15 protein-coding genes and 1 pseudogene are annotated in these 18,166 nt (G+C 72.9%); 4 read left to right on the top strand and 12 right to left on the bottom strand.

From position 1 onward, the window contains the following. Nucleotide 1: 1 nt before the first annotated feature. The gene (gene pdhA, locus ACFZDC_RS05000; RefSeq protein ID WP_391320189.1) at nt 2-1,186 is read right to left on the bottom strand and encodes a pyruvate dehydrogenase (acetyl-transferring) E1 component subunit alpha; all 1,185 of its coding nucleotides are present in this window, start codon (nt 1,184-1,186) and stop codon (nt 2-4) included. A 596-nt stretch (nt 1,187-1,782) separates the two neighbouring features. Here pdhA (ACFZDC_RS05000) and ACFZDC_RS04995 point away from each other — a divergent pair. Further along, complete coding sequence (locus ACFZDC_RS04995) at nt 1,783-2,799, top strand: phosphotransferase (protein ID WP_391320702.1); 1,017 nt, start codon at nt 1,783-1,785, stop codon at nt 2,797-2,799. A gap of 193 nt (nt 2,800-2,992) precedes the next feature. On the opposite strand, the gene ACFZDC_RS04990 is transcribed toward ACFZDC_RS04995, so the two are convergent. Then, a complete protein-coding gene (locus ACFZDC_RS04990) occupies nt 2,993-4,588 on the bottom strand; it encodes a protein kinase (protein WP_391320187.1) in 1,596 nt (531 codons plus the stop codon). A 354-nt stretch (nt 4,589-4,942) separates the two neighbouring features. Here ACFZDC_RS04990 and ACFZDC_RS04985 point away from each other — a divergent pair, with 354 nt between their 5' ends. Then, nucleotides 4,943-6,571, top strand: a complete 1,629-nt coding sequence (locus ACFZDC_RS04985; RefSeq protein WP_391320185.1) for a protein kinase — start codon at nt 4,943-4,945, stop codon at nt 6,569-6,571. Between the two features lie 75 nt (nt 6,572-6,646). On the opposite strand, the gene ACFZDC_RS04980 is transcribed toward ACFZDC_RS04985, so the two are convergent. Continuing rightward, nucleotides 6,647-7,189 carry a proteasome activator gene (locus ACFZDC_RS04980; RefSeq protein ID WP_391320183.1) on the bottom strand — a complete coding sequence of 181 codons (543 nt, stop codon included), beginning with the start codon at nt 7,187-7,189 and terminating at the stop codon, nt 6,647-6,649. 165 nt (nt 7,190-7,354) lie between these two features. On the opposite strand from ACFZDC_RS04980, the gene ACFZDC_RS04975 reads away from it, so the two are divergent. Continuing rightward, on the top strand, nt 7,355-7,918 hold the full coding sequence (locus ACFZDC_RS04975) for a hypothetical protein (protein WP_391320181.1): 564 nt from the start codon (nt 7,355-7,357) through the stop codon (nt 7,916-7,918). Between the two features lie 8 nt (nt 7,919-7,926). On the opposite strand, the gene ACFZDC_RS04970 is transcribed toward ACFZDC_RS04975, so the two are convergent. The 7 genes and pseudogenes from ACFZDC_RS04970 to pdhA (ACFZDC_RS04940) all read right to left on the bottom strand — a co-directional run bounded on the left by ACFZDC_RS04970 (nt 7,927) and on the right by pdhA (ACFZDC_RS04940) (nt 15,226). Next, nucleotides 7,927-8,907, bottom strand: a complete 981-nt coding sequence (locus tag ACFZDC_RS04970) for a zinc-binding dehydrogenase (RefSeq protein ID WP_391320179.1) — start codon at nt 8,905-8,907, stop codon at nt 7,927-7,929. A 47-nt stretch (nt 8,908-8,954) separates the two neighbouring features. Continuing rightward, nucleotides 8,955-9,334: pseudogene (locus tag ACFZDC_RS04965) on the bottom strand (Ion channel protein); the annotation flags it as partial. Nucleotides 9,335-9,376: 42 nt separating this feature from the next. Next, the gene (locus ACFZDC_RS04960; RefSeq protein ID WP_391320178.1) at nt 9,377-10,729 is read right to left on the bottom strand and encodes a molybdopterin-binding protein; all 1,353 of its coding nucleotides are present in this window, start codon (nt 10,727-10,729) and stop codon (nt 9,377-9,379) included. Beyond that, nucleotides 10,726-11,658 (bottom strand): NTP transferase domain-containing protein, encoded by a 933-nt coding sequence (locus ACFZDC_RS04955; RefSeq protein WP_391320176.1) that lies wholly within the window; start codon nt 11,656-11,658, stop codon nt 10,726-10,728. The genes ACFZDC_RS04960 and ACFZDC_RS04955 overlap by 4 nt, the downstream gene beginning before the upstream one ends. 102 nt (nt 11,659-11,760) lie before the next feature. Beyond that, entirely contained in the window at nt 11,761-13,080 is a 1,320-nt protein-coding gene (locus tag ACFZDC_RS04950) for a 2-oxo acid dehydrogenase subunit E2 (protein WP_391320174.1), read from the bottom strand. Continuing rightward, nucleotides 13,080-14,084, bottom strand: coding sequence for a transketolase C-terminal domain-containing protein (locus ACFZDC_RS04945; protein WP_391320172.1), 1,005 nt, complete (start codon nt 14,082-14,084; stop codon nt 13,080-13,082). Before ACFZDC_RS04945 ends, ACFZDC_RS04950 begins: the two co-directional genes overlap by 1 nt. After that, complete coding sequence (gene pdhA / locus ACFZDC_RS04940; protein WP_391320170.1) at nt 14,081-15,226, bottom strand: pyruvate dehydrogenase (acetyl-transferring) E1 component subunit alpha; 1,146 nt, start codon at nt 15,224-15,226, stop codon at nt 14,081-14,083. The genes ACFZDC_RS04945 and pdhA (ACFZDC_RS04940) overlap by 4 nt, the downstream gene beginning before the upstream one ends. Before the next feature lie 190 nt (nt 15,227-15,416). On the opposite strand from pdhA (ACFZDC_RS04940), the gene ACFZDC_RS04935 reads away from it, so the two are divergent. Further along, a complete protein-coding gene (locus tag ACFZDC_RS04935; protein WP_391320700.1) occupies nt 15,417-15,902 on the top strand; it encodes a winged helix-turn-helix transcriptional regulator in 486 nt (161 codons plus the stop codon). Nucleotides 15,903-16,016: 114 nt separating this feature from the next. Here the strand turns inward: ACFZDC_RS04935 and ACFZDC_RS04930 are convergent, their stop codons facing one another. Together ACFZDC_RS04930 and ACFZDC_RS04925 are read right to left on the bottom strand one after the other, a co-directional pair. Then, nucleotides 16,017-16,604, bottom strand: coding sequence for a TetR family transcriptional regulator (locus tag ACFZDC_RS04930; RefSeq protein WP_391320169.1), 588 nt, complete (start codon nt 16,602-16,604; stop codon nt 16,017-16,019). Next, on the bottom strand, nt 16,601-18,115 hold the full coding sequence (locus ACFZDC_RS04925; RefSeq protein WP_391320167.1) for a 3-hydroxyacyl-CoA dehydrogenase: 1,515 nt from the start codon (nt 18,113-18,115) through the stop codon (nt 16,601-16,603). The genes ACFZDC_RS04930 and ACFZDC_RS04925 overlap by 4 nt, the downstream gene beginning before the upstream one ends. Between the last annotated feature and the right edge of the window lie 51 nt (nt 18,116-18,166).

Raw genomic sequence — 18,166 nt, 5'->3', positions numbered from 1 at the left:
CTCAGTGACCCCCCTCGTCCGCGAACGACGCCTGGTAGGCGGCGAACTGCGCTCGCTCCTCGTCGACGAGCGCGTGCCCGTCCGCGTACACGTTCTCGAAGATGGCGAAGTGGTCCGGGTCCGGCATGGCACGGACCGCTTCGCGCACCCGCCTGCCCAACGCCTCGGACTCGGCCTCGAGTTCCGCGAAGAATCCCTCGTCCGCGTGGTGTGAGGCCTCCAGGAACCTGCGAAGGCGCAGGATCGGGTCCTTCGCCTCCCAGGCCAGGCGCTCCTCGTCCCCCCGGTACCGGGTGGGGTCGTCGGAGGTGGTGTGGGCGCCCATGCGGTAGGTGTAGGCCTCGACCAGGGTCGGGCCCTCGCCGTTGCGAGCGCGCTCCAGCGCCCACTTGGTGACCGCGAGGCAGGCCAGCACGTCGTTGCCGTCCACGCGCACGCCCGGGAAGCCGAAGCCCTGGGCGCGCTGGTACAGCGGCACGCGGCTCTGCTTCTCGGTGGGCTCGGAGATCGCCCACTGGTTGTTCTGGCAGAAGAAGACCACCGGCGCGTTGTAGACCGCGGAGAAGGTGAACGCCTCGGCCACGTCGCCCTGACTGGAGGCGCCGTCGCCGAAGTAGGCGATGACCGCCGAGTCCGCGCCGTCCTTGGCCACGCCCATCGCGTAGCCGGTGGCGTGCAGCGTCTGGGAGCCGATGACGATCGTGTACAGGTGGAAGTTGTTGCTGTTCGGGTCCCAGCCGCCGTTGTTCACACCGCGGAACATCCCGAGCAGGTTGGAGGGGTCGACCCCGCGGCACCAGGCGACGCCGTGCTCGCGGTAGGTCGGGAAGACGTAGTCGTCCTCGCGGGTGGCCCGGCCGGAGCCGATCTGGGCGGCCTCCTGGCCCAGCAGCGAGGCCCACAGGCCCAGCTCGCCCTGGCGCTGCAGAGCGGTGGCCTCCGCGTCGAAGCGGCGGGTGAGCACCATGTCGCGGTACAGACCGCGCAGCTCGTCGGGGGTGATCCCGGCGACGTACGCGTCGTACTCCGCGTTCTTGACCCGCTTGCCCTCGGGCGTCAGGAGCTGCACGAGTTCCAGGTCGGTGCTCTGGGGGGTGGTGCGGGTGGTGCGCTTGGTGCCGGTGGTGCCGGCCTTGCCTGCGGCGCTGCGTCGCGGCTTGCGCGCGGCACTGCTGTCCACGGTCACGTGTGCTCCTCCGTCGTTCCGGCCCCCGGGGTTGCCGGTAGGCCAGTGCGGCTCACCTGTTTTCGACCACCGGGGCACGGGGTGGGTGCCACTCGGCCGGGAACAGGCGTGACAGGTGCCCCGGCGAGCGCCCTGCGACTGTTACGTTACCCAGTGCTCCACATTTCTGTGAAACCCCTCCTGACCTGCGTTTTTGCTTGGATTTCCAAGTAAATCCGCAGGGGCTGGAAGGCCGCTGGTCACAGCCTTGCAGGAGGCCGGAGCTACGGCACGTTATCCCGGCGACCCCGGACACGGGAAGAGCCTGCGTGTGACACTGGCCTCGCACGCGAAAGCGGAAAAATCCGGGTATTCACGCTGGACGAGGGGCCCGACGGGGTGGAAACAGCCGCCGCGGCGCCGTTGCGGATTCCGGCCACCCGCCGTGGGCGGCGCGACCCGGCCCTCGCGGGCCCTTCGAGCCGGACCTTTGTTCGCCGTAGTGCACCGCGTGACCGAAAGCGACCACTGATGACTGTCTGTGATACGCCCCAGCTCAAGGCCGCTTTTCGTGCCCTAGCATCTGGCGCGTGCCGCGCTCATGTGTACCACCCCTTCTGCCCCACGCGCCCCCTCTGGGCGCTCTGCTGCGCCTGTACGCCGCCGGCACCGCCGTCACGTGCGAGCCCGTCGACCAGGGGCTGCTCAACCGGGGCTACCGGCTCAGCACCACCCGCGGCCGCTACTTCCTGAAGCACCACTTCGACCCCGACACCGCCGACCCCGCCGCCATCGAACGCAGACACCGGGCCACCCAGCGCCTGGCCGACCTCGGTGTGCCGGTCGCCCCGCCCCTCGCACACCGCGAGGGCCGTACCGTCGCCGTCGTCGGCGGCCACGCCTACGCCCTGCACCCCTGGATCGACGGCCGGCACCGCCACGGCGGCCAGCTGACCCGAGCGGAGAGCGCCCGCCTCGGGGCGCTCCTGGGCGCCGTCCACGCCTGCCTGGAGCGGGTGATGCCCCCCAAGCGGCGCGCGCGCCCCGCCACCGGCCCCCATCCCGTGGAGAGCGCCGATCCGGCCGCCACCTTCGCGCTCATCGACGACCTGCTCACCCACGTCCACCGCCACCGCCCCGCCGACGCCTTCGACGCACTGGCCCGCCACCGGCTCCTGGAGCGCCGCGCGCTCCTGGAGCAGCACGCGCACCGGCGCCCGCCGCGCGGCGGTTCGGTGGGCTGGGTGCACGGCGACTTCCACCCGTTCAACCTGCTCTACAAGGGAGACGCACCGGCCGCCATCGTCGACTGGGACCGGCTCGGCGTGCAGCCCCGCGCCGAGGAGGCCGTACGCGCCGCCGTGATCTTCTTCGTACGGCCCGCGGGGGCACTGGACCTGTGCAAGGTGCGGGCGTACGCGCGCGCGTACCGGCGCGCGGCCCGCGCCACGCCCTCGGAGCTCGCGGCGGCGGTGCACCGGGTGTGGTGGGAGCGCCTGAACGACTTCTGGATGCTGCGCTGGCACTACGAGCGCGGGGACACCCGCGCGGACTGCCAGTTCCCGGCCGCCTCGGCGCTCGCGGGGTGGTGGACACGGGAGTACGACGCGGTGTGCGACGCCTTCGTGGAATGACCGCCGGGTGAACCGCCGCACCAGGCGTGCACGGCGAACGGCCGCCCGCCGACGCCGTACGCGAACGGCACGCGCGCCGGGAGCCGTCGTACGCAACGGCACGCGCGCGGGGAACCGTGGCGCGCAGGCGTGCGTGACGCGACCTACCCGTCGCGCCTCAGGGGGACGCCGGGGCGGACGGTGTCGGAGGCCTTCAAGTCCCGTCGCCGCTCGTGGTGCCGGCCGTGCTGCCCGCGTCCGTGCCGCCGTCGGCGGTGCCCGCGTCCGTGCCCCCGCCCGCCGGGTCCGTCGGCTGCGACGGGGTGGTCTGCGGGTCCGTCGGCTGCTGCGAGGTCTGCGGGTCCGTCGGCTCGTCGGTCGGGTAGGAGGTGGCCGTGTCGGACGGGGTCGACGACGGGGTGTACGACGGTGGCCAGTTCGAGCCGGTGCCCGTGTCCGTGCCGGTGTTCGTGGACGTGTCCGAGGGCCGGCCGGTGGAGTCGTCGGACGGCGTCTCGGAGGCCGTCTCGTCCTTCGTGGACTTCGAGTGCGTCGTCGTCGGCTTGGTGTCGCCGCCGTTGCCGCTGTCGCCGTTCTTGTGGTTGAGCGCCAGCGCGACGCCCGCCGTGATCGCGATCACCGCGAAGACGGCCAGGATCCACAGCTTGCCGCGGCCGCTGCCCCGGTTGCCGTGCCCCTCGAACCCGCCGTCGTCGCCCCCGTACCCGGTGGGCAGGATCGGCTTCGGGATCTGCGCGGTGCCCGCGCCGAAGTTGCCGGGGTGCTGCATCGCGGTCGTACCCGCGAAACCGCCCGCCGGGGTGTGCCGGCCGTCGTGCGTCTCCACCGGCCCGGTGTTCCAGGTGCCCGTGTGGCCGCCCTGGTCGTACAGCATCTGCAGGCCGTACTGGATCAGGCCGCGCATCTCCTCGGCCGTCTGGAACCGGTCGTCGGGCTCCTTGGCGAGCGAGCGCATGACCAGGCCGTCCAGCTCGGGCGGGCAGGCCTCGGAGACATCGGACGGCGGAGTCGGGATGTCCTGGACGTGCTGGTAGACCACCGACAGCGGGGTCTCGCCGGTGAACGGCGGCCTCAGGGCGAGGAGTTCGTACAGCAGGCAGCCGGTCGCGTACAGGTCGGAGCGGTGGTCGACGGCCTTGCCGAGCGCCTGCTCCGGGGAGAGGTACTGCGGGGTGCCCATGACCATGCCGGTCTGAGTCATCGTTGTCGACGCGCCGTGCAGGGCGCGGGCGATGCCGAAGTCCATGACCTTGACGGCGCCGTTGTCGGTGATGATCACGTTGGCGGGCTTGATGTCGCGGTGCACGATGCCGTGCTGGTGCGAGTAGGCGAGCGCCTCCAGTACCCCGGAGACGATGATCAGGGCCTGCTCGGGGCCCGGCGCCTCGGCGTTCAACAGCAGGTCGCGAATGGTGCGGCCCTCGACCAGCTCCATCACGATGTACGGCACGGACTGGCCGCCCACGAAGTCCTCGCCGGAGTCGTACACGGCGACGATCGCGTGGTGGTTGAGCCCGGCCACCGACTGGGCCTCGCGCGTGAAGCGGGCCTTGGAGACCGGGTCCTCGGCCAGGTCGGCGCGGAGCAGTTTGACCGCGACCGTGCGGCCCAGGCGGACGTCCTCGGCGGCGAACACCTCGGCCATGCCGCCGCGGCCCAGCCGGTGGGTCAGCCGGTACCGGCCGTCGCCGACGAGCCCTCCGTTGCCCCACATCTCCGGCGTGTCTGACATGCCGCCGCCAGTCGCCTCGGGGTCGGACGGGCCCTGGGCGCTGTGCGTCTGTGCCATCGGTCCTCGCCGTCGTTTCTGCCCGCGGTGCGCGCGGTGTTGTTACGGTCTCCAGCGGCCACGCTACAGCCTTCGCGGGGGCCGCCGGTCCGGATCCGGCACCGGGACCGGCCCCGGACGGACCGGTCATGAAACCTCTAGCACGCGCTCTCGTGCAAATTCCGTGTACCGGCCGCACGTCCGCCGTAACGCTTCCGCGACGCTTCTTTCTCGTACGGTCACGGAACGGGCACCGCGCTTGACGTGTCGGTGCCCTGGGGCAGACTGGCCGGGAATGACACATTCGATCAAGGCATGTTCCGCGCGTGTTCCGCTCAATGACGGCGCCGGACGGCCAGTGGGGGACGCGGAGAGATGAGCCAGGACGGCGCACAGGGCCGGTACGCGGGGCGGGCGCTGGCCGGCGGTCGTTACCAGCTGCGCGACTTGCTCGGTGAGGGCGGCATGGCCTCGGTGCACCTGGCGTACGACGCCGTGCTGGACCGCCAGGTCGCGATCAAGACCCTGCACACGGAACTGGGCCGGGAACAGGCCTTCCGCGAGCGCTTTCGCCGCGAGGCACAGGCCGTGGCCAAGCTCACGCACACCAACATCGTCTCCGTCTTCGACACCGGCGAGGACGAGCTGAACGGCATGACGACGCCGTACATCGTCATGGAGTACATCGAGGGCCGCCCGCTGGGCTCGGTCCTCGAGGAGGACATCCGGCAGTTCGGCGCGATGCCCGCCGACAAGGCGCTGAAGATCACCGCGGATGTGCTGGCCGCGCTGGAGATCAGTCACGAGATGGGGCTGGTCCACCGCGACATCAAGCCGGGCAACGTGATGATGACCAAGCGCGGCGTGATCAAGGTGATGGACTTCGGCATCGCCCGCGCCATGCAGTCCGGGGTCACCTCCATGACCCAGACCGGCATGGTCGTCGGCACCCCGCAGTACCTCTCGCCCGAGCAGGCCCTCGGGCGCGGCGTGGACGCCCGCTCCGACCTGTACTCGGTCGGCGTCATGCTGTTCCAGCTGGTCACCGGGCGGCTGCCGTTCGACGCGGACTCCGCGCTGGCGATCGCGTACGCCCACGTGCAGGAGGAGCCGGTGGCTCCTTCCTCGGTCAACCGCTCCCTGCCGCCCGCGGTGGACGCGCTGGTCGCCCGTGCACTGAAGAAGAACCCGAACGAGCGCTTCCCGACCGCCGAGTCCATGCGCGACGAGTGCCTGCGCATCGCCGCCTCCTTCCAGGCGGCGGCGCCGAGCATCGTGCCGGGCGCCGCACCGACGCAGAGCGGCGCGGGCGTCGGCTCCGCCGTTTTCCCGCCGGTCGACCAGGCGACCCCGGCGCCCACCGGCCCGGTCCAGACGCCGTACCAGCCGACTCCGGCCCCGCATCCGTACGGCACGCCGGCGCCCACCCCGGCCCCGGCGTACGGCTATCCGCAGCAGGGTGGCTACCCGACCCCGCCGGTGGCGTACGGGCAGCAGTCGCCGTCGACCCCTGCGCCGTACGACCTCACGCCCCGGACCGCGGGTCAGCCCCCCAGCGGCGGCAAGGGCAACAAGCCGGTGATCATCGGGTCCGTCGTCGTGTCCCTCGTCGCGGTCGTCGGCCTGATCGTCGCGCTGACGCTGAACAGTGGCGGCGAGGACAACAAGGGCGGCGGTGCCAGCCCCTCGACGTCGACCCACGGGACGGGCTACCGGGGTCCCGACACGTCGAAGACGATCGACAAGACCGAGTGCACGGAGCCGCAGGAGTCGTACAGCGATCCCCACAAGATCCGGATACCCGACTTCCGTTACAAGTACATCGACTCCGTGAAGGCGTGCTTCCAGGCCGCGGGCTGGAAGTACGAGATCAAGAAGGAAGACAACAACACCTGGGGCGACGGGACCGTCCTGGACCAGTTCCCCAGCCCGGGCACCGATGTGGATTCCAAGGGCGGCCAGAGCGTCGAGCTGAGTGTCTCGACGGGCAATCCCCCGCAGTGACGAGTGATCCTGCGGGACAGAGGTCCCCGCAGACGCCGAAAGGGCCCGGCGAACGGGCCCTTTCGCGTGAACGGCTTACAGGTACGGCCCGCCCGAGCGGCCACCGGTTCGGGTGTCGTCGCCGACGTCGGGGCCTCCCACACCCGGCGGGAGCGCGCGGCGCATCTGCTCCAGCTGGGCCCGCGCGGCCATCTGCTGGGCGAACAGGGTCGTCTGGATCCCGTGGAACAAGCCCTCCAACCAGCCCACCAACTGGGCCTGGGCAATCCGCAGTTCCGCGTCGCTCGGGGTCGCCTCGTCCGTGAACGGCAGGGAGAGCCGCTCCAGCTCCTCGACCAGCTCCGGCGCCAGGCCGTCCTCCAGCTCCTTCACCGAGCTGGCGTGGATCTCCTTCAACCGCACCCGGCTGGCCTCGTCCAGGGGTGCCACGCGCACCTCCTCCAGGAGCTGCTTGATCATGCTGCCGATCCGCATGACCTTGGCCGGCTGTTCGACCTGCTCCGTCACCGGGATCTCGCGGGGGTCGTCGTCTCCGCCGCCACCAATCGCCATGCCGTCCTGGCCCACGACCAGGATCTGGGGATTCTCCGGCGACCGTTCGTTCCTCGGCATCTCCATGCCGCCATTCTCTCGCACGCCTGCACCTCATCACCGTGCTGCCCCCTCATGGGGCTGATCCACCCTTTAGACCTGTCGGCCTAATCTGAAATGCCCCGTTCGCCGTGGAATGTGAGGCTGGCTCTCGTCGGTGTTTCGACGAATGGGCTCCGGGAGGTCACCGCCGTGACTCCATGGCTGCGACTCACGCTCCGCCTCGCACGGCTGCTGCTCGTCCTCGCGACGGCCACGCCGGTCTGCGGCACGGCCACCGCGTACGGCGCGGAAACCGCCCCGCCGGGCTCCCCCACGCCCTCGGCCCGGCTCACCGCGCACGCCTCCCCGGCCGCACGGACCCCCCGTTTCTCCGCCTCCGCGGTGGAGCCGTCGCGGGCCGGAAGCCGCGCCGGTGAGGGGCGGATGCGGCCGGGCCGCCCGGACGGGCCGGCCGCCGAGGAGGAGGGCGACGACGACACCGGCACGGTCACCGCGGACCCGGAGGACGGCTACCCGGAGGAGCCCGAGACGGCGGACCCCCCGGCCGGAACTCCGGCGGCCTCCGACTCGCCCGAGGAGGCCGGGCTGGACCCCGCCCGGCCCCCGCTGACACCCGAGGCCCAGAACGCCGTCCACCAGGGCCAGGCCCCCGGCGAACCGGCCCTGCGGATCCTGCCCCTGGGCACCGGCCTGGTTCTCATCGGCCTGGGCCTGGGCCTGGCCTTCCTGGGCCTGCGGGTACGGCGAAGCTGATCGGCCCGTTACGGCGCGACCAGCAGCACCTTCCCGATGTGCCCGCTCGCCTCCACCACCCGGTGTGCCTCGGCAGCCTCCGGCATCGGCAGCTCGCGGTCGACGACCGGGCGGATCTGCCCCGACGCCAGCAGGGGCCACACATGCTCGCGTACCGCGGCCACGATGGCTGCCTTCTCACCCAGCGGCCGGGCCCGCAGCGAGGTCGCGCTGATCGCGGCCCGCTTGTTCAGCAGCGCGCCGATGTTCAGCTCGGCCTTGGCCCCGCCCTGCATGCCGATGATCGCGAGCCGCCCGTTGACGGCGAGCGCCTGGACATTGCGGTCCAGATACTTGGCCCCCATGTTGTCGAGGATGACGTCGGCGCCCGCCCCGTCCGTGGCCTGCCGGATCTCGGCGACGAAGTCCTGCTCCCGGTAGTTGATGAGGACGTCCGCGCCCAGCTCGGCGCAGACGTCCAGCTTCTCCTTCGTCCCGGCGGTCACCGCGACCCTGGCGCCGATGGCCTTGGCCAGCTGGATCGCCATCGTGCCGATGCCGCTGGAGCCGCCGTGCACCAGCAAGGTCTCGCCCGGGCGCAGGTGGGCGATCATGAAGACGTTGGACCAGACCGTGCTGACCACCTCGGGCAGCGCGGCCGCCTGCTTCAGCTCGGCACCGTCGGGCACGGGCAGCAGTTGCCCGGCCGGAACGGCGACCTTCTCGGCGTAGCCGCCGCCCGCGAGCAGCGCGCACACCTCGTCGCCGACGGCCCAGCCGGAGACTCCGGGGCCGAGCGCGGCGATCCTGCCGGAGCACTCCAGGCCGGGGTACTCGGACGCGCCGGGCGGCGGGTTGTAGAAGCCCTGCCGCTGCAGGATGTCGGCACGGTTGACGGCGCTGGCCACCACCTCGACCAGCACCTCGCCCTCGCCGGGCACCGGGTCGGGGACCTCCGCCCACACCAGCGCCTCGGGCCCACCAGGTTCGGGAATCGTGATCGCATGCATGGACGCGACGCTACTCCCCGCCCGCCCCGCCTCCGGGGCAGGCCCACTCAGTCGTGGGGAAGCGGGCGGGTGTCCGGGGCGACCGGGCGCCGGGGGTCGCGCGGACGATGGTGATCAGGCGGTCGGTCAGCTGGAGCGTGCCGATGGACGGGTCGTCGTGACCGAGCACCCGGTGTCCGCGTACGACGCTCACCACGAGGTCGTCCGTCTCGCGCGGCGACCTGCCCACCCCGGCCCGGACCACCGGGCGTTCGATGAGGTCCAGACCGCTGCCCTGCTGGATCAGGTCCTCCATGACCAGCCCGGCCGCGGGGGTGAGCACGGACAGCCCGATCAGCCGGCCGGCCGCGCCGGAGCTGGTGATGACGGCGTTGGCGCCGGACTGCTTGAGCAGCGGGGCGTTCTCCTCCTCACGCACACACCCGATGTTCGTCCGCTTGGCGGGCGATGGCGTCATGGCCCGGAAGTTTCACGTGAAACACACCCCGATTCCGGCCGTCGCCCACGGCAGGTCCAGCAGCTCCGCCTCCTCCCCCTGCCGGGCGCCACCCGGTGGTACGACGGCCAGCGCGTCGGCTGCGGCGATGCCGCGCAGCATGGCCGGGCCGTTGTAGTGCAGCGGCACGGCATGGTCGCCGCGCAGCACCACGGGGATGAGCCGGGTGTCGTACGGATGCCCCTGCACCGCCTCCCTGAGCGGCAGCGTGTACGGCTCCGGGGCGGGGCGGGCGGCCAGGGTGCGCAGCAGGGGCTCGGCGAGCGTGAGCAGGCCGGAGACGGCCGCGAGGGGGTTGCCGGGCAGGCCGACGAGGTGCTGGTTCTCCTTGGTGCGGGCCAGCAGCATGGGGTGGCCGGGGCGCACCTTGACACCGTCGACGAGGAGTTCGGCGCCGATGCGGTCCAGGGTCGGGTGGACGTGGTCGACGGGTCCGGCCGCGGTGCCACCGGTGGTGACGACGAGGTCGGCCGTGGAGCTGGTGAGCGCCTTGCGCAGGGCCTTGGCGTCGTCACCCAGTCGGCGTACCGCGGTGACCTCGGCGCCGAGCGCGCGGAGCCAGGGCGGCAGCATCGGGCCGAGCGCGTCCCGGATCAGCCCGTCGTGCGGGAGTCCCTCGGTGAGCAACTCGTCGCCGAGGACGAGGACTTCTGCCCGTGGACGGGGAACGGCGGTGACGGCGTCGTATCCGGCGGCCGCGGCCAGGCCCAGGACGGCCGGGGTGATGAGGGTGCCGACGGGGAGCAGCTGATCGCCGCTGCGGCACTCCTGGCCCCGCGGGCGGATGTCCTGGCCGTGGCTTACCTCGCGGGTGGCGTGGAGCCGCCCCTGGGCGTCCGTGCGGCCGTGTTCGGTGCGCAGGACGGCAGTGGTGTCGCCCGGGATACGGGCGCCGGTCGCGATGCGGACCGCCTCGCCGTCGGTGAGCGGCCCGGGCTGGGCGTGTCCGGCGAGCACGCCCTCCTCCCGTACCTCCCACGGCCCGGGTCCGGCGACGGCCCAGCCGTCCATCGCGGAGGTGTCGAAGGAGGGCAGGTCGGTGAGCGCGTCGAGCGGGGCGGCAAGGACCAGGCCGAGGGCGTCGGCGAGGGAGACGGAGACGGGGGTGGCGCGGCTTCCCGAGCGGGCGGCGCGCGCGGCGATCGCGCGGGCCCGGGGCCAGGGCGTGGCCTTGTGCCGCACGTGCCGCTGCTCGCCCTGGGCGGGGGTGGGCGCGGGTGCGTCGCTGGCGTCGTTCGGTTCCCTCACGAGGGCCAGGGCCTCCTCGACGTCGAGGTCGTCGCTGTCCTCGGCGGGCGCTCCGGCCCGGATGCCGGGGGCGGTCATCCGGCGTCCGGGCCGGAGGGGCCCGCGCCTTTCTCTGTCTTCTCCTCGGTCTCGTTCTTCTCCTGGTTCTCTTCCTCCCAGCGCAGCGCCAGCGCGGCGGCCTTGCGGGCGGCCTCGGCGACCGCCTCCGGGCCGCCTTCGCCGCGGGCGGCGGCGTAGCCGACGAGGAAGGTGGTCAGCGGCGCGGCGGGCCGGGCCACGCCGTGCGCGGCGTCACGGGCCAGGTCGAGCAGGGCGCCGGTGTCGACGTCCAGGTCGATGCCCAGCTCGTCCTTGACTGCGGAGATCCATTCATCCAACACGTGCCCATGCTCCCTGATGCGTGCCCTGGCGTTGACGATGTCGTCCCAGGTGTCGCAGTCGAAGGACGCGAGCGGGTCCGGGACGCGGGTGAGATGCAGGGCGCCGGTCAGCCGGCGCAAGGGCAGGCCCGTCAGGCCGTCGTGCGCGGCGGCGAGGGCGGCCAGTTCGCGGCGCAGCGCGGCGGTGCGGTAGGCGGCGACGAGCGGCTGGTCGCGGCCGTCGGCGTCGGTGAGCAGCGCGCCGTCGGCGCCCGCCTCCCGCAGGCCGGTCAACAGCCGCTCCAGGGTGGCCGTTTCGAGGAACGGCAGGTCGGCGGAGAGGACGACCGTGTGCCCGGCGGTGGTGAGCCGCAGGCCCGCCTCCAGCGCGGCGACGGGGCCGGCGCCGGGTGGCTGCTCACGCGTCCAGCGCACCGGGCGGGCGGTGGGCCGGGGGTCGGCGACGACGACGGTCGTGGCCGCGCCGGCGCAGGCCGCGAGCACCCGGTCGAGCAGCGCGCGCCCGCCGACCCGCAGTCCGGGCTTGTCGGCCCCGCCGAGCCGCCGGGCGGCCCCGCCGGCCAGCACGACGGCGTCGTACGGCGCGGCGGGGCCGGGGCCGGGGCCGGCGGGAGCGTTCTCGGTCACCCCCCGAGTATGCGTGCCGTGCTGATCACAGGGAACCGAGGGGCGGCGAGGGGCGCCGCGGGGAACACTCGCGTGCGGCGTTCCCCGGGCCCTGCTGCGGGGTCACAGGGTGCGCAGCAGCACCGCCGGCTGTTCCACACAGTCCGCCACGTACCGCAGGAAGCCGCCCGCCGTGCCGCCGTCGCACACCCGGTGGTCGAAGGTGAGCGAGAGCTGGACGACCTGGCGCACGGCCAGCTCGCCCTCGTGCACCCAGGGCTTGGGGACGATGCGGCCGACGCCGAGCATGGCGGCCTCGGGGTGGTTGATGATCGGGGTGGAGCCGTCGACGCCGAAGACGCCGTAGTTGTTCAGCGTGAAGGTCCCCCCGGTGAGTTCCCCGGGCGTGAGTGTCCCGGTCCGGGCGGCCTCGGTGAGCCGGGCGAACTCCGCGGTCAGCGATTCGGCGTCGCGCGCGTGGGCGTCCCGGACGACCGGCACGACGAGCCCGCGCTCGGTCTGCGCGGCGAACCCGAGGTGCACCTGGTCGAGTTGCACGACCTCGCGGGCCTCGGTGTCGACGTAGGAGTTCAGCTCCGGGTGGCGCGCGAGGGCGGCGGTGCAGATCCGGGCGAGCAGCGCGAGGAGGGAGATCTTCGGTGCTCCGGCGGCGTTCATGGCGGATCGTGCGCGCATGAGTTCCGTCGCGTCGGCGTCGACCCAGCAGGTGGCGTCGGGGATCTCACGCCGGCTGCGGGAGAGCTTGTCGGCTACGGCGCCCCGGACGCCCTGGAGGGGGGTGCGGATGCCGTTGCGGACGGGGGAGACGCGGGCGGCCGGTTCCTCCGTCACGGGGGCCGGGGCGGCCTTGGCTCGCAGCGCGCCCTCGACGTCTGCCCGCAGGATCAGCCCGTCAGGTCCCGAACCGCTCAGCTGCCGCAGGTCCAGGCCGTTGTCCCGGGCGAGTCGGCGCACCAGCGGGGAGATCACGGGGACCGGTCCCTCGGCGGGCGCCGGCCCGGGGGCGGGAGGTGCCGGAGCGGGCTGGGCGGGGGGTGCCGGAGCGGGCTCCCTCACCTGACCGTTGGCGGCCGCCGACCGCACCCTTCGGCGCCGCGTCGGCGCTTCGGAGGTGCCGTATCCGACGAGGACGTTGCCCGATCCCTCGGCGTCCCCTCCCGCGGTCCGGGGGGCCTCGGGCCCCACCGCCACCGTCAGCAGCGGGGCGCCGACGGGCAGTTCCGTGCCCTCCTCGCCGAAGCGGGCGGTGACCACGCCCCCATACGGGCAGGGGACCTCGACCATCGCCTTGGCCGTCTCGACCTCCACGACCGGCTGGTCGACGGCGACGACGTCACCGACCTGCACCAGCCAGCGGACGATCTCCGCCTCGGTGAGGCCTTCGCCGAGGTCGGGGAGCTTGAACTCCAGCACCTGTGCCATCAGCCCTCGGCCTCCCACTGCAGGCGCGCCACGGCGTCCAGGATGCGGTCGACGCCGGGCAGGTGGTGCCGCTCCAGCATCGGCGGCGGGTAGGGGAGGTCGAAGCCGGCCACGCGCAGCACCGGCGCCTCCAGGTGGTGGAAGCAGCGCTCGGTGATCCGGGCCGCGATCTCGCCGCCGGGGCCGCCGAATCCGGTCGACTCGTGCACGACGACCGCGCGCCCGGTGCGCCGGACGGCCGCGCACACCGTCTCGTCGTCGAACGGCACCAAGGAGCGCAGGTCGACCACTTCCAGGTCCCAGCCCTCCGCCCGGGCCGCCTCGGCGGCCTCCAGGCAGACCGGCAGGGACGGGCCGTAGGTGAGGAGCGTGGCGCTGCTCCCGGGCCGCCGCACCACGGCGCGGCCGATGGGCTCGACGTCCGTGGGCTGCTCGGGGTTCCAGGAGTCCTTGGACCAGTAGAGCCGCTTGGGCTCCAGGAAGACCACCGGGTCGTCGGAGGCAATGGCCTGCCTCAGCAGGCCGTAGGCGTCGGCGACGGTCGCGGGCGTGACGACGTGGAGGCCCGGGGTGGCCATGTAGTAGGCCTCGGAGGAGTCGCTGTGGTGCTCGACGCCGCCGATGCCGCCGCCGTAGGGGACGCGCACGGTGATCGGCAGGGGCATCCGGCCGCGGGTGCGGTTGCGCATCCGGGAGACATGGCTGATCAGCTGCTCGAACGCCGGGTAGGCGAAGGCGTCGAACTGCATCTCGACGACCGGGCGCAGGCCGTACATGGCCATGCCGACGGCGGCGCCGAGGATGCCCGCTTCTGCGAGCGGGGTGTCGGTGCAGCGGTCCTCGCCGAACTCCTTGGCGAGCCCGTCGGTGACGCGGAAGACACCGCCGAGGGTGCCGACGTCCTCGCCCATGACGTGCACGGAGGGATCGGCGGCCATCGCGTCGCGCATCGCGCGCGTGAGGGCCTGCGCCATGGTGGCGGGCTTGACGGCGACCGTGGTCATCGCGGGCCGCCTTCCTGGTCGTCCTGCTCGGCCTCGAGCTCGGCGCGCAACAGGGCGCGCTGCTCGCGCAGTTGCGCGGTGGTCTCGGCGTAGACGTGGTCGAAGAGGTCCATGGGGTTCAGTTCGGGGTCCCGGTTCATGCGTTCTCGCAGGTCCGCAGCCATCTCCTCGGCGTCATGGCGGGCGGCCTCGACACCGGCCTCGTCGAGCAGGCCGCGCGCGGTCAGCTCCTGTTCCAGCAGCCGGATCGGGTCGTGGGCGCGCCAGGCCTCCACCTCGGCGTCGCCGCGGTAGCGGGTGGCGTCGTCGGCGTTGGTGTGGGCGTCGATGCGGTACGTCACCGCCTCCACCAGGGTGGGTCCGCCGCCCGCCCGCGCGTGCCGTACGGCGTCGCTGAGCACCTCGTGAACGGCGGCCGCGTCGTTGCCGTCGACCAGCCGGCCCGGCATGCCGTAGCCGACGGCCTTGTGGGCCAGGGAGGGCGCGGCGGTCTGCTTGGCGAGCGGGACGGAGATGGCGAAGCCGTTGTTCTGCACCAGGAAGACGACCGGTGCCTGCCAGACGGCGGCGAAGTTGAGGGCCTCGTGGAAATCGCCCTCGCTGGTGCCGCCGTCGCCGACCATGGCGAGCGCGACCACGTCGTCGCCCTTGAGGCGGGCGGCGTGCGCGAGGCCGACGGCGTGCGGGAGCTGGGTGGCCAGCGGGGTGCTGAGGGGTGCCACACGGTGGGCGTGGGGGTCGTAGCCGCTGTGCCAGTCGCCGCGCAGCAGGGTGAGCGCCTCGACGGGGTCGACGCCCCGGGCGACCACGGCGAGGGTGTCGCGGTAGCTGGGGAAGAGCCAGTCGCGCTCCTCCAGGGCCAGGGCGGCGGCGACCTCGCAGGCCTCCTGTCCGGTGCTGGAGGGGTAGACGGCGAGGCGGCCCTGCTTGGTCAGCGCGGTGGCCTGCGCGTTGTAGCGTCGGCCGCGCACCAGCTGGGCGTACAGCCGGCGCAGCAGGTCCGGGTCGGCCTTGGCGGCCGCCTCGGTGCCGAGGACGCGGTAGGGCTCGGCGTCGGGCAGCAGCGGCGCGGGGTCCATACGGGGCTGCCAGGCGGGCGGCGGCGATGGCCGGTACGCGCCCCGCTGCTCCATGACCGTCATGACGGCACCTCCTCGTGGGAGTGGCTACGGGAGGCGCGTCGGCTGTGACTCGCCTCACCTACCGATTGTTCGGTCGTCGGCACATTTTGGCTACAGGCCCCGTCAGGCTGTGGACAAACGGTTCTCCGCAACCTGGAATGAATGCAGGACGTCTACGGCGATGAAGCGGGGGGACATGGCAACTGAACAAATGGCCGACGGACCGCGGGACGGAGCCGTTCTGCCACCGCCGCGTCCGCTGGACGCCATCGACCAGGACATCCTGAAGATCCTGCAGGCGGACGGCCGGGCCTCGATACGGTCCGTGGCCGAGCGCGTCCACGTCTCCCGTGCCAACGCCTACGCGCGCATCAACCGTCTGGTCGAGGACGGGGTGATCCGGGGGTTCAGTGCCCGCGTCGACCACGAGCGGGCGGGGCACGGCACGTCGGCGTACATCACGCTGAAGATCGTCCAGAACTCATGGCGCACGGTCCGCGAACAGCTCAGACAGCTGCCCGGCGCCTCCCACATCGCCCTGGTGGGCGGCGACTTCGACGTTCTGCTGCTGGTGCACACGCCCGACAACAGGGCGTTGCGCGAGCTGGTGCTCACCCGGCTCCAGGCGATCCCCGAGGTCCTCAGTACCCGCACGCTGCTGGTGTTCGAGGAGGAGGACCTGGAGCCGGAGACCTGAGTCGGAGGGTCCAGGTCGCGCCCCGGTCAGAGGGACCCCGGTCGCAGGGGGCCCGGTCGCAGGGGGCCCGGTCGGGCCTCCGTCGGAGGGGCCCCGGTCGGAGAGGGCCCGGCCTCAGCTCTGCCGCAGGCCCGAGAAGGCGAGCCGGACCACCGCGTCGGCCACCTCGCGGCCGCTGGCACCGCGGGTGTCCGGCCGGTACCACTCCACGACGGAGTTGATCATGCCGAAGACCAGCCGGGTGGCCAGGCGCACGTCGACGTCGCCTCTTATGTCGCCGTCGGCGGCCGCGGCCTTCAGCAGCTCGGCGACCCGGTGGTCGAAGTCGCGGCGCCGCTCCAGCGCCCAGCGCTCGGTCTCGGTGTTGCCGCGCACGCGCAGCAGCAGCGTCACGTAGGGCAGCTCGGATATGAGCACCTCGACCGTGCGCCGCACGACGTGCTCCAGACGGTCCGCGGGACGCCCCACGCGCGCGTGCTCCTCCTCGAGGATCCCGAACAGGCCCTCCAGCGCCCGGCTGACGGCCCGGCGCAGCAGTTCCTCCTTGCCGCTGACGTGGTGGTAGATCGAGGACTTGGAGATGCCGGCCGCCTTGGAGAGGTGCTCCATGGAGGTGCCGTCGTAACCACGCTCGATGAAGACCTGGACGGCGACGGAGAGCAGCGTCTCGGGGGTGTACGTGTCGCGCTTGGCGGTGGTCATGGGGTGCCCTCCCGCTTGTCGGTGGCGTACGCGTGACGGTAGAGCGCGAGGGACGGCGCGTACCGGCCGGAGGGGTCGCGCAGGTGCAGGTCGTCCAGGAGGTCGTAGGCCCAGCCGCGGCCGAGCCTGCGGCTCCACTCGAAGGGGCCGAGCGGGTGGTTGACGCCCAGGAGCATCGCGGTGTCGACGTCCTCCTCGGTGGCCACGCCCTTGGCGACGGCGTCGTGCGCGAGGTCGACGAGCCGGGCGACCGTGCGGGCGACGATCATTCCGGGCACGTCGCCGATGACGCTGACGTCCTTGCCGAGCGCCTGGAAGAGGCCGGTGGCCTCGGCGAGGGTCTGCGGCGAGGTGTCCTGGGAGGCGGACAGGGCGATGCGGGTGGCCTTGCGGTAGTCGAGGGCGAGGTCGAAGTAGACGACGTCGCGGAACTCCACGGAGGTCTGGCCGTCGGCGAGGACCAGCTGGCCGCCGCTGGGCAGCACCAGCCGGGTGCCGTTGTCCTCGTCCTCCTCGCGGACCGTGATGCCCGCCTCGCGGATCAGCGTGAGCAGGTCGGCGGCGGGGCCGAGGCCTCCCTCGGCGGTTACGTGGGCGGGCGGCTGCTCCTTCTCGGCGGTGTGCGGCTCGGGGCGCTCGGCGCCCTCGGCGTAGTCGTACCAGCCGTGGCCGCTCTTGCGGCCGAGCCGCCCGGACTCGACCAACCGGCGCTGGGCGAGCGAGGGCGTGAAGCGGACGTCCTGGAAGAAGGACTGCCACACCGAGTGGGTGACGGACTCGTTGACGTCCTGCCCGATGAGGTCGGTCAGCTCGAAGGCGCCCATCCGGAAGCCGCCGCACTCGCGCAGGACCGCGTCGATGGTGGCCGGGTCGGCGGCCTGGGCCTCGTAGACGGCGAAGGCCTCGGCGTAGAAGGGCCGGGCGATGCGGTTGACGATGAAGCCGGGGGTGTCCGCGCAGGCCACGGGGGTCTTGCCCCAGGCCCGTGCGGTCTCGTACGCGCGCGTGGCCGACGTGACGTCGGTGGCGAACCCGGAGACGACCTCGACCAGCGGCAGCAGCGGGGCCGGGTTGAAGAAGTGCAGGCCCACGAAGCGGCCGGGGTGGGTGAGGGCGCCGCCGATGGCCGTCACCGACAGGGAGGAGGTGTTGGTGGCGAGCAGGCAGTCGTCGGCGACGATCCCCTCCAGCCCGCGGAAGAGCTGCTGCTTGACGTCCAGCCGCTCCAGGACGGCCTCGACCACCAGCGCACAGTCGGCCAGCTCGGCGAGGCCGGCGGCGGGCGTGAGCCGGGCGCGGGCCGCGTCCCGTTCGGCGGCGGTGAGCCGGTCCTTCGCCACGAGCCGGTCGAGGCGGTCGCCGATCGCTGCGGCCGCCTCCTGGGCACGCCCGGCAACGGCGTCGTAGAGCCGCACGGGGTGGCCGGCGACCAGCGCGACCTGGGCGATGCCCTGGCCCATGGTGCCGGTGCCGACGACGGCCACGGGGCTGCTGAGGTCGAGTGCTGTCATGTGCGCGATCCTCCCGCACGACGTTTTCCACAGATGCGGCGGACCCCCTTG

The organism is Streptomyces sp. NPDC007905 (assembly GCF_042959345.1).
Classification (GTDB): domain Bacteria; phylum Actinomycetota; class Actinomycetes; order Streptomycetales; family Streptomycetaceae; genus Streptomyces.
This window is presented reverse-complemented; position numbering and strand designations above follow the sequence as displayed.

What these genes read in the sequence shown, in the direction of transcription:
- pdhA (WP_391320170.1), bottom strand. Translation starts at nt 15,226, where the DNA reads ATGACGGTCATGGAGCAGCGGGGCGCGTACCGGCCATCGCCGCCGCCC.
- ACFZDC_RS04925 (WP_391320167.1), bottom strand. Translation starts at nt 18,115, where the DNA reads ATGACAGCACTCGACCTCAGCAGCCCCGTGGCCGTCGTCGGCACCGGC.
- ACFZDC_RS04950 (WP_391320174.1), bottom strand. Translation starts at nt 13,080, where the DNA reads ATGGCACAGGTGCTGGAGTTCAAGCTCCCCGACCTCGGCGAAGGCCTC.
- ACFZDC_RS04990 (WP_391320187.1), bottom strand. Translation starts at nt 4,588, where the DNA reads ATGGCACAGACGCACAGCGCCCAGGGCCCGTCCGACCCCGAGGCGACT.
- ACFZDC_RS04935 (WP_391320700.1), top strand. Translation starts at nt 15,417, where the DNA reads ATGGCCGACGGACCGCGGGACGGAGCCGTTCTGCCACCGCCGCGTCCG.
- ACFZDC_RS04980 (WP_391320183.1), bottom strand. Translation starts at nt 7,189, where the DNA reads ATGGAGATGCCGAGGAACGAACGGTCGCCGGAGAATCCCCAGATCCTG.
- ACFZDC_RS04960 (WP_391320178.1), bottom strand. Translation starts at nt 10,729, where the DNA reads ATGACCGCCCCCGGCATCCGGGCCGGAGCGCCCGCCGAGGACAGCGAC.
- ACFZDC_RS04985 (WP_391320185.1), top strand. Translation starts at nt 4,943, where the DNA reads ATGAGCCAGGACGGCGCACAGGGCCGGTACGCGGGGCGGGCGCTGGCC.
- ACFZDC_RS04930 (WP_391320169.1), bottom strand. Translation starts at nt 16,604, where the DNA reads ATGACCACCGCCAAGCGCGACACGTACACCCCCGAGACGCTGCTCTCC.
- ACFZDC_RS04970 (WP_391320179.1), bottom strand. Translation starts at nt 8,907, where the DNA reads ATGCATGCGATCACGATTCCCGAACCTGGTGGGCCCGAGGCGCTGGTG.
- ACFZDC_RS04945 (WP_391320172.1), bottom strand. Translation starts at nt 14,084, where the DNA reads ATGACCACGGTCGCCGTCAAGCCCGCCACCATGGCGCAGGCCCTCACG.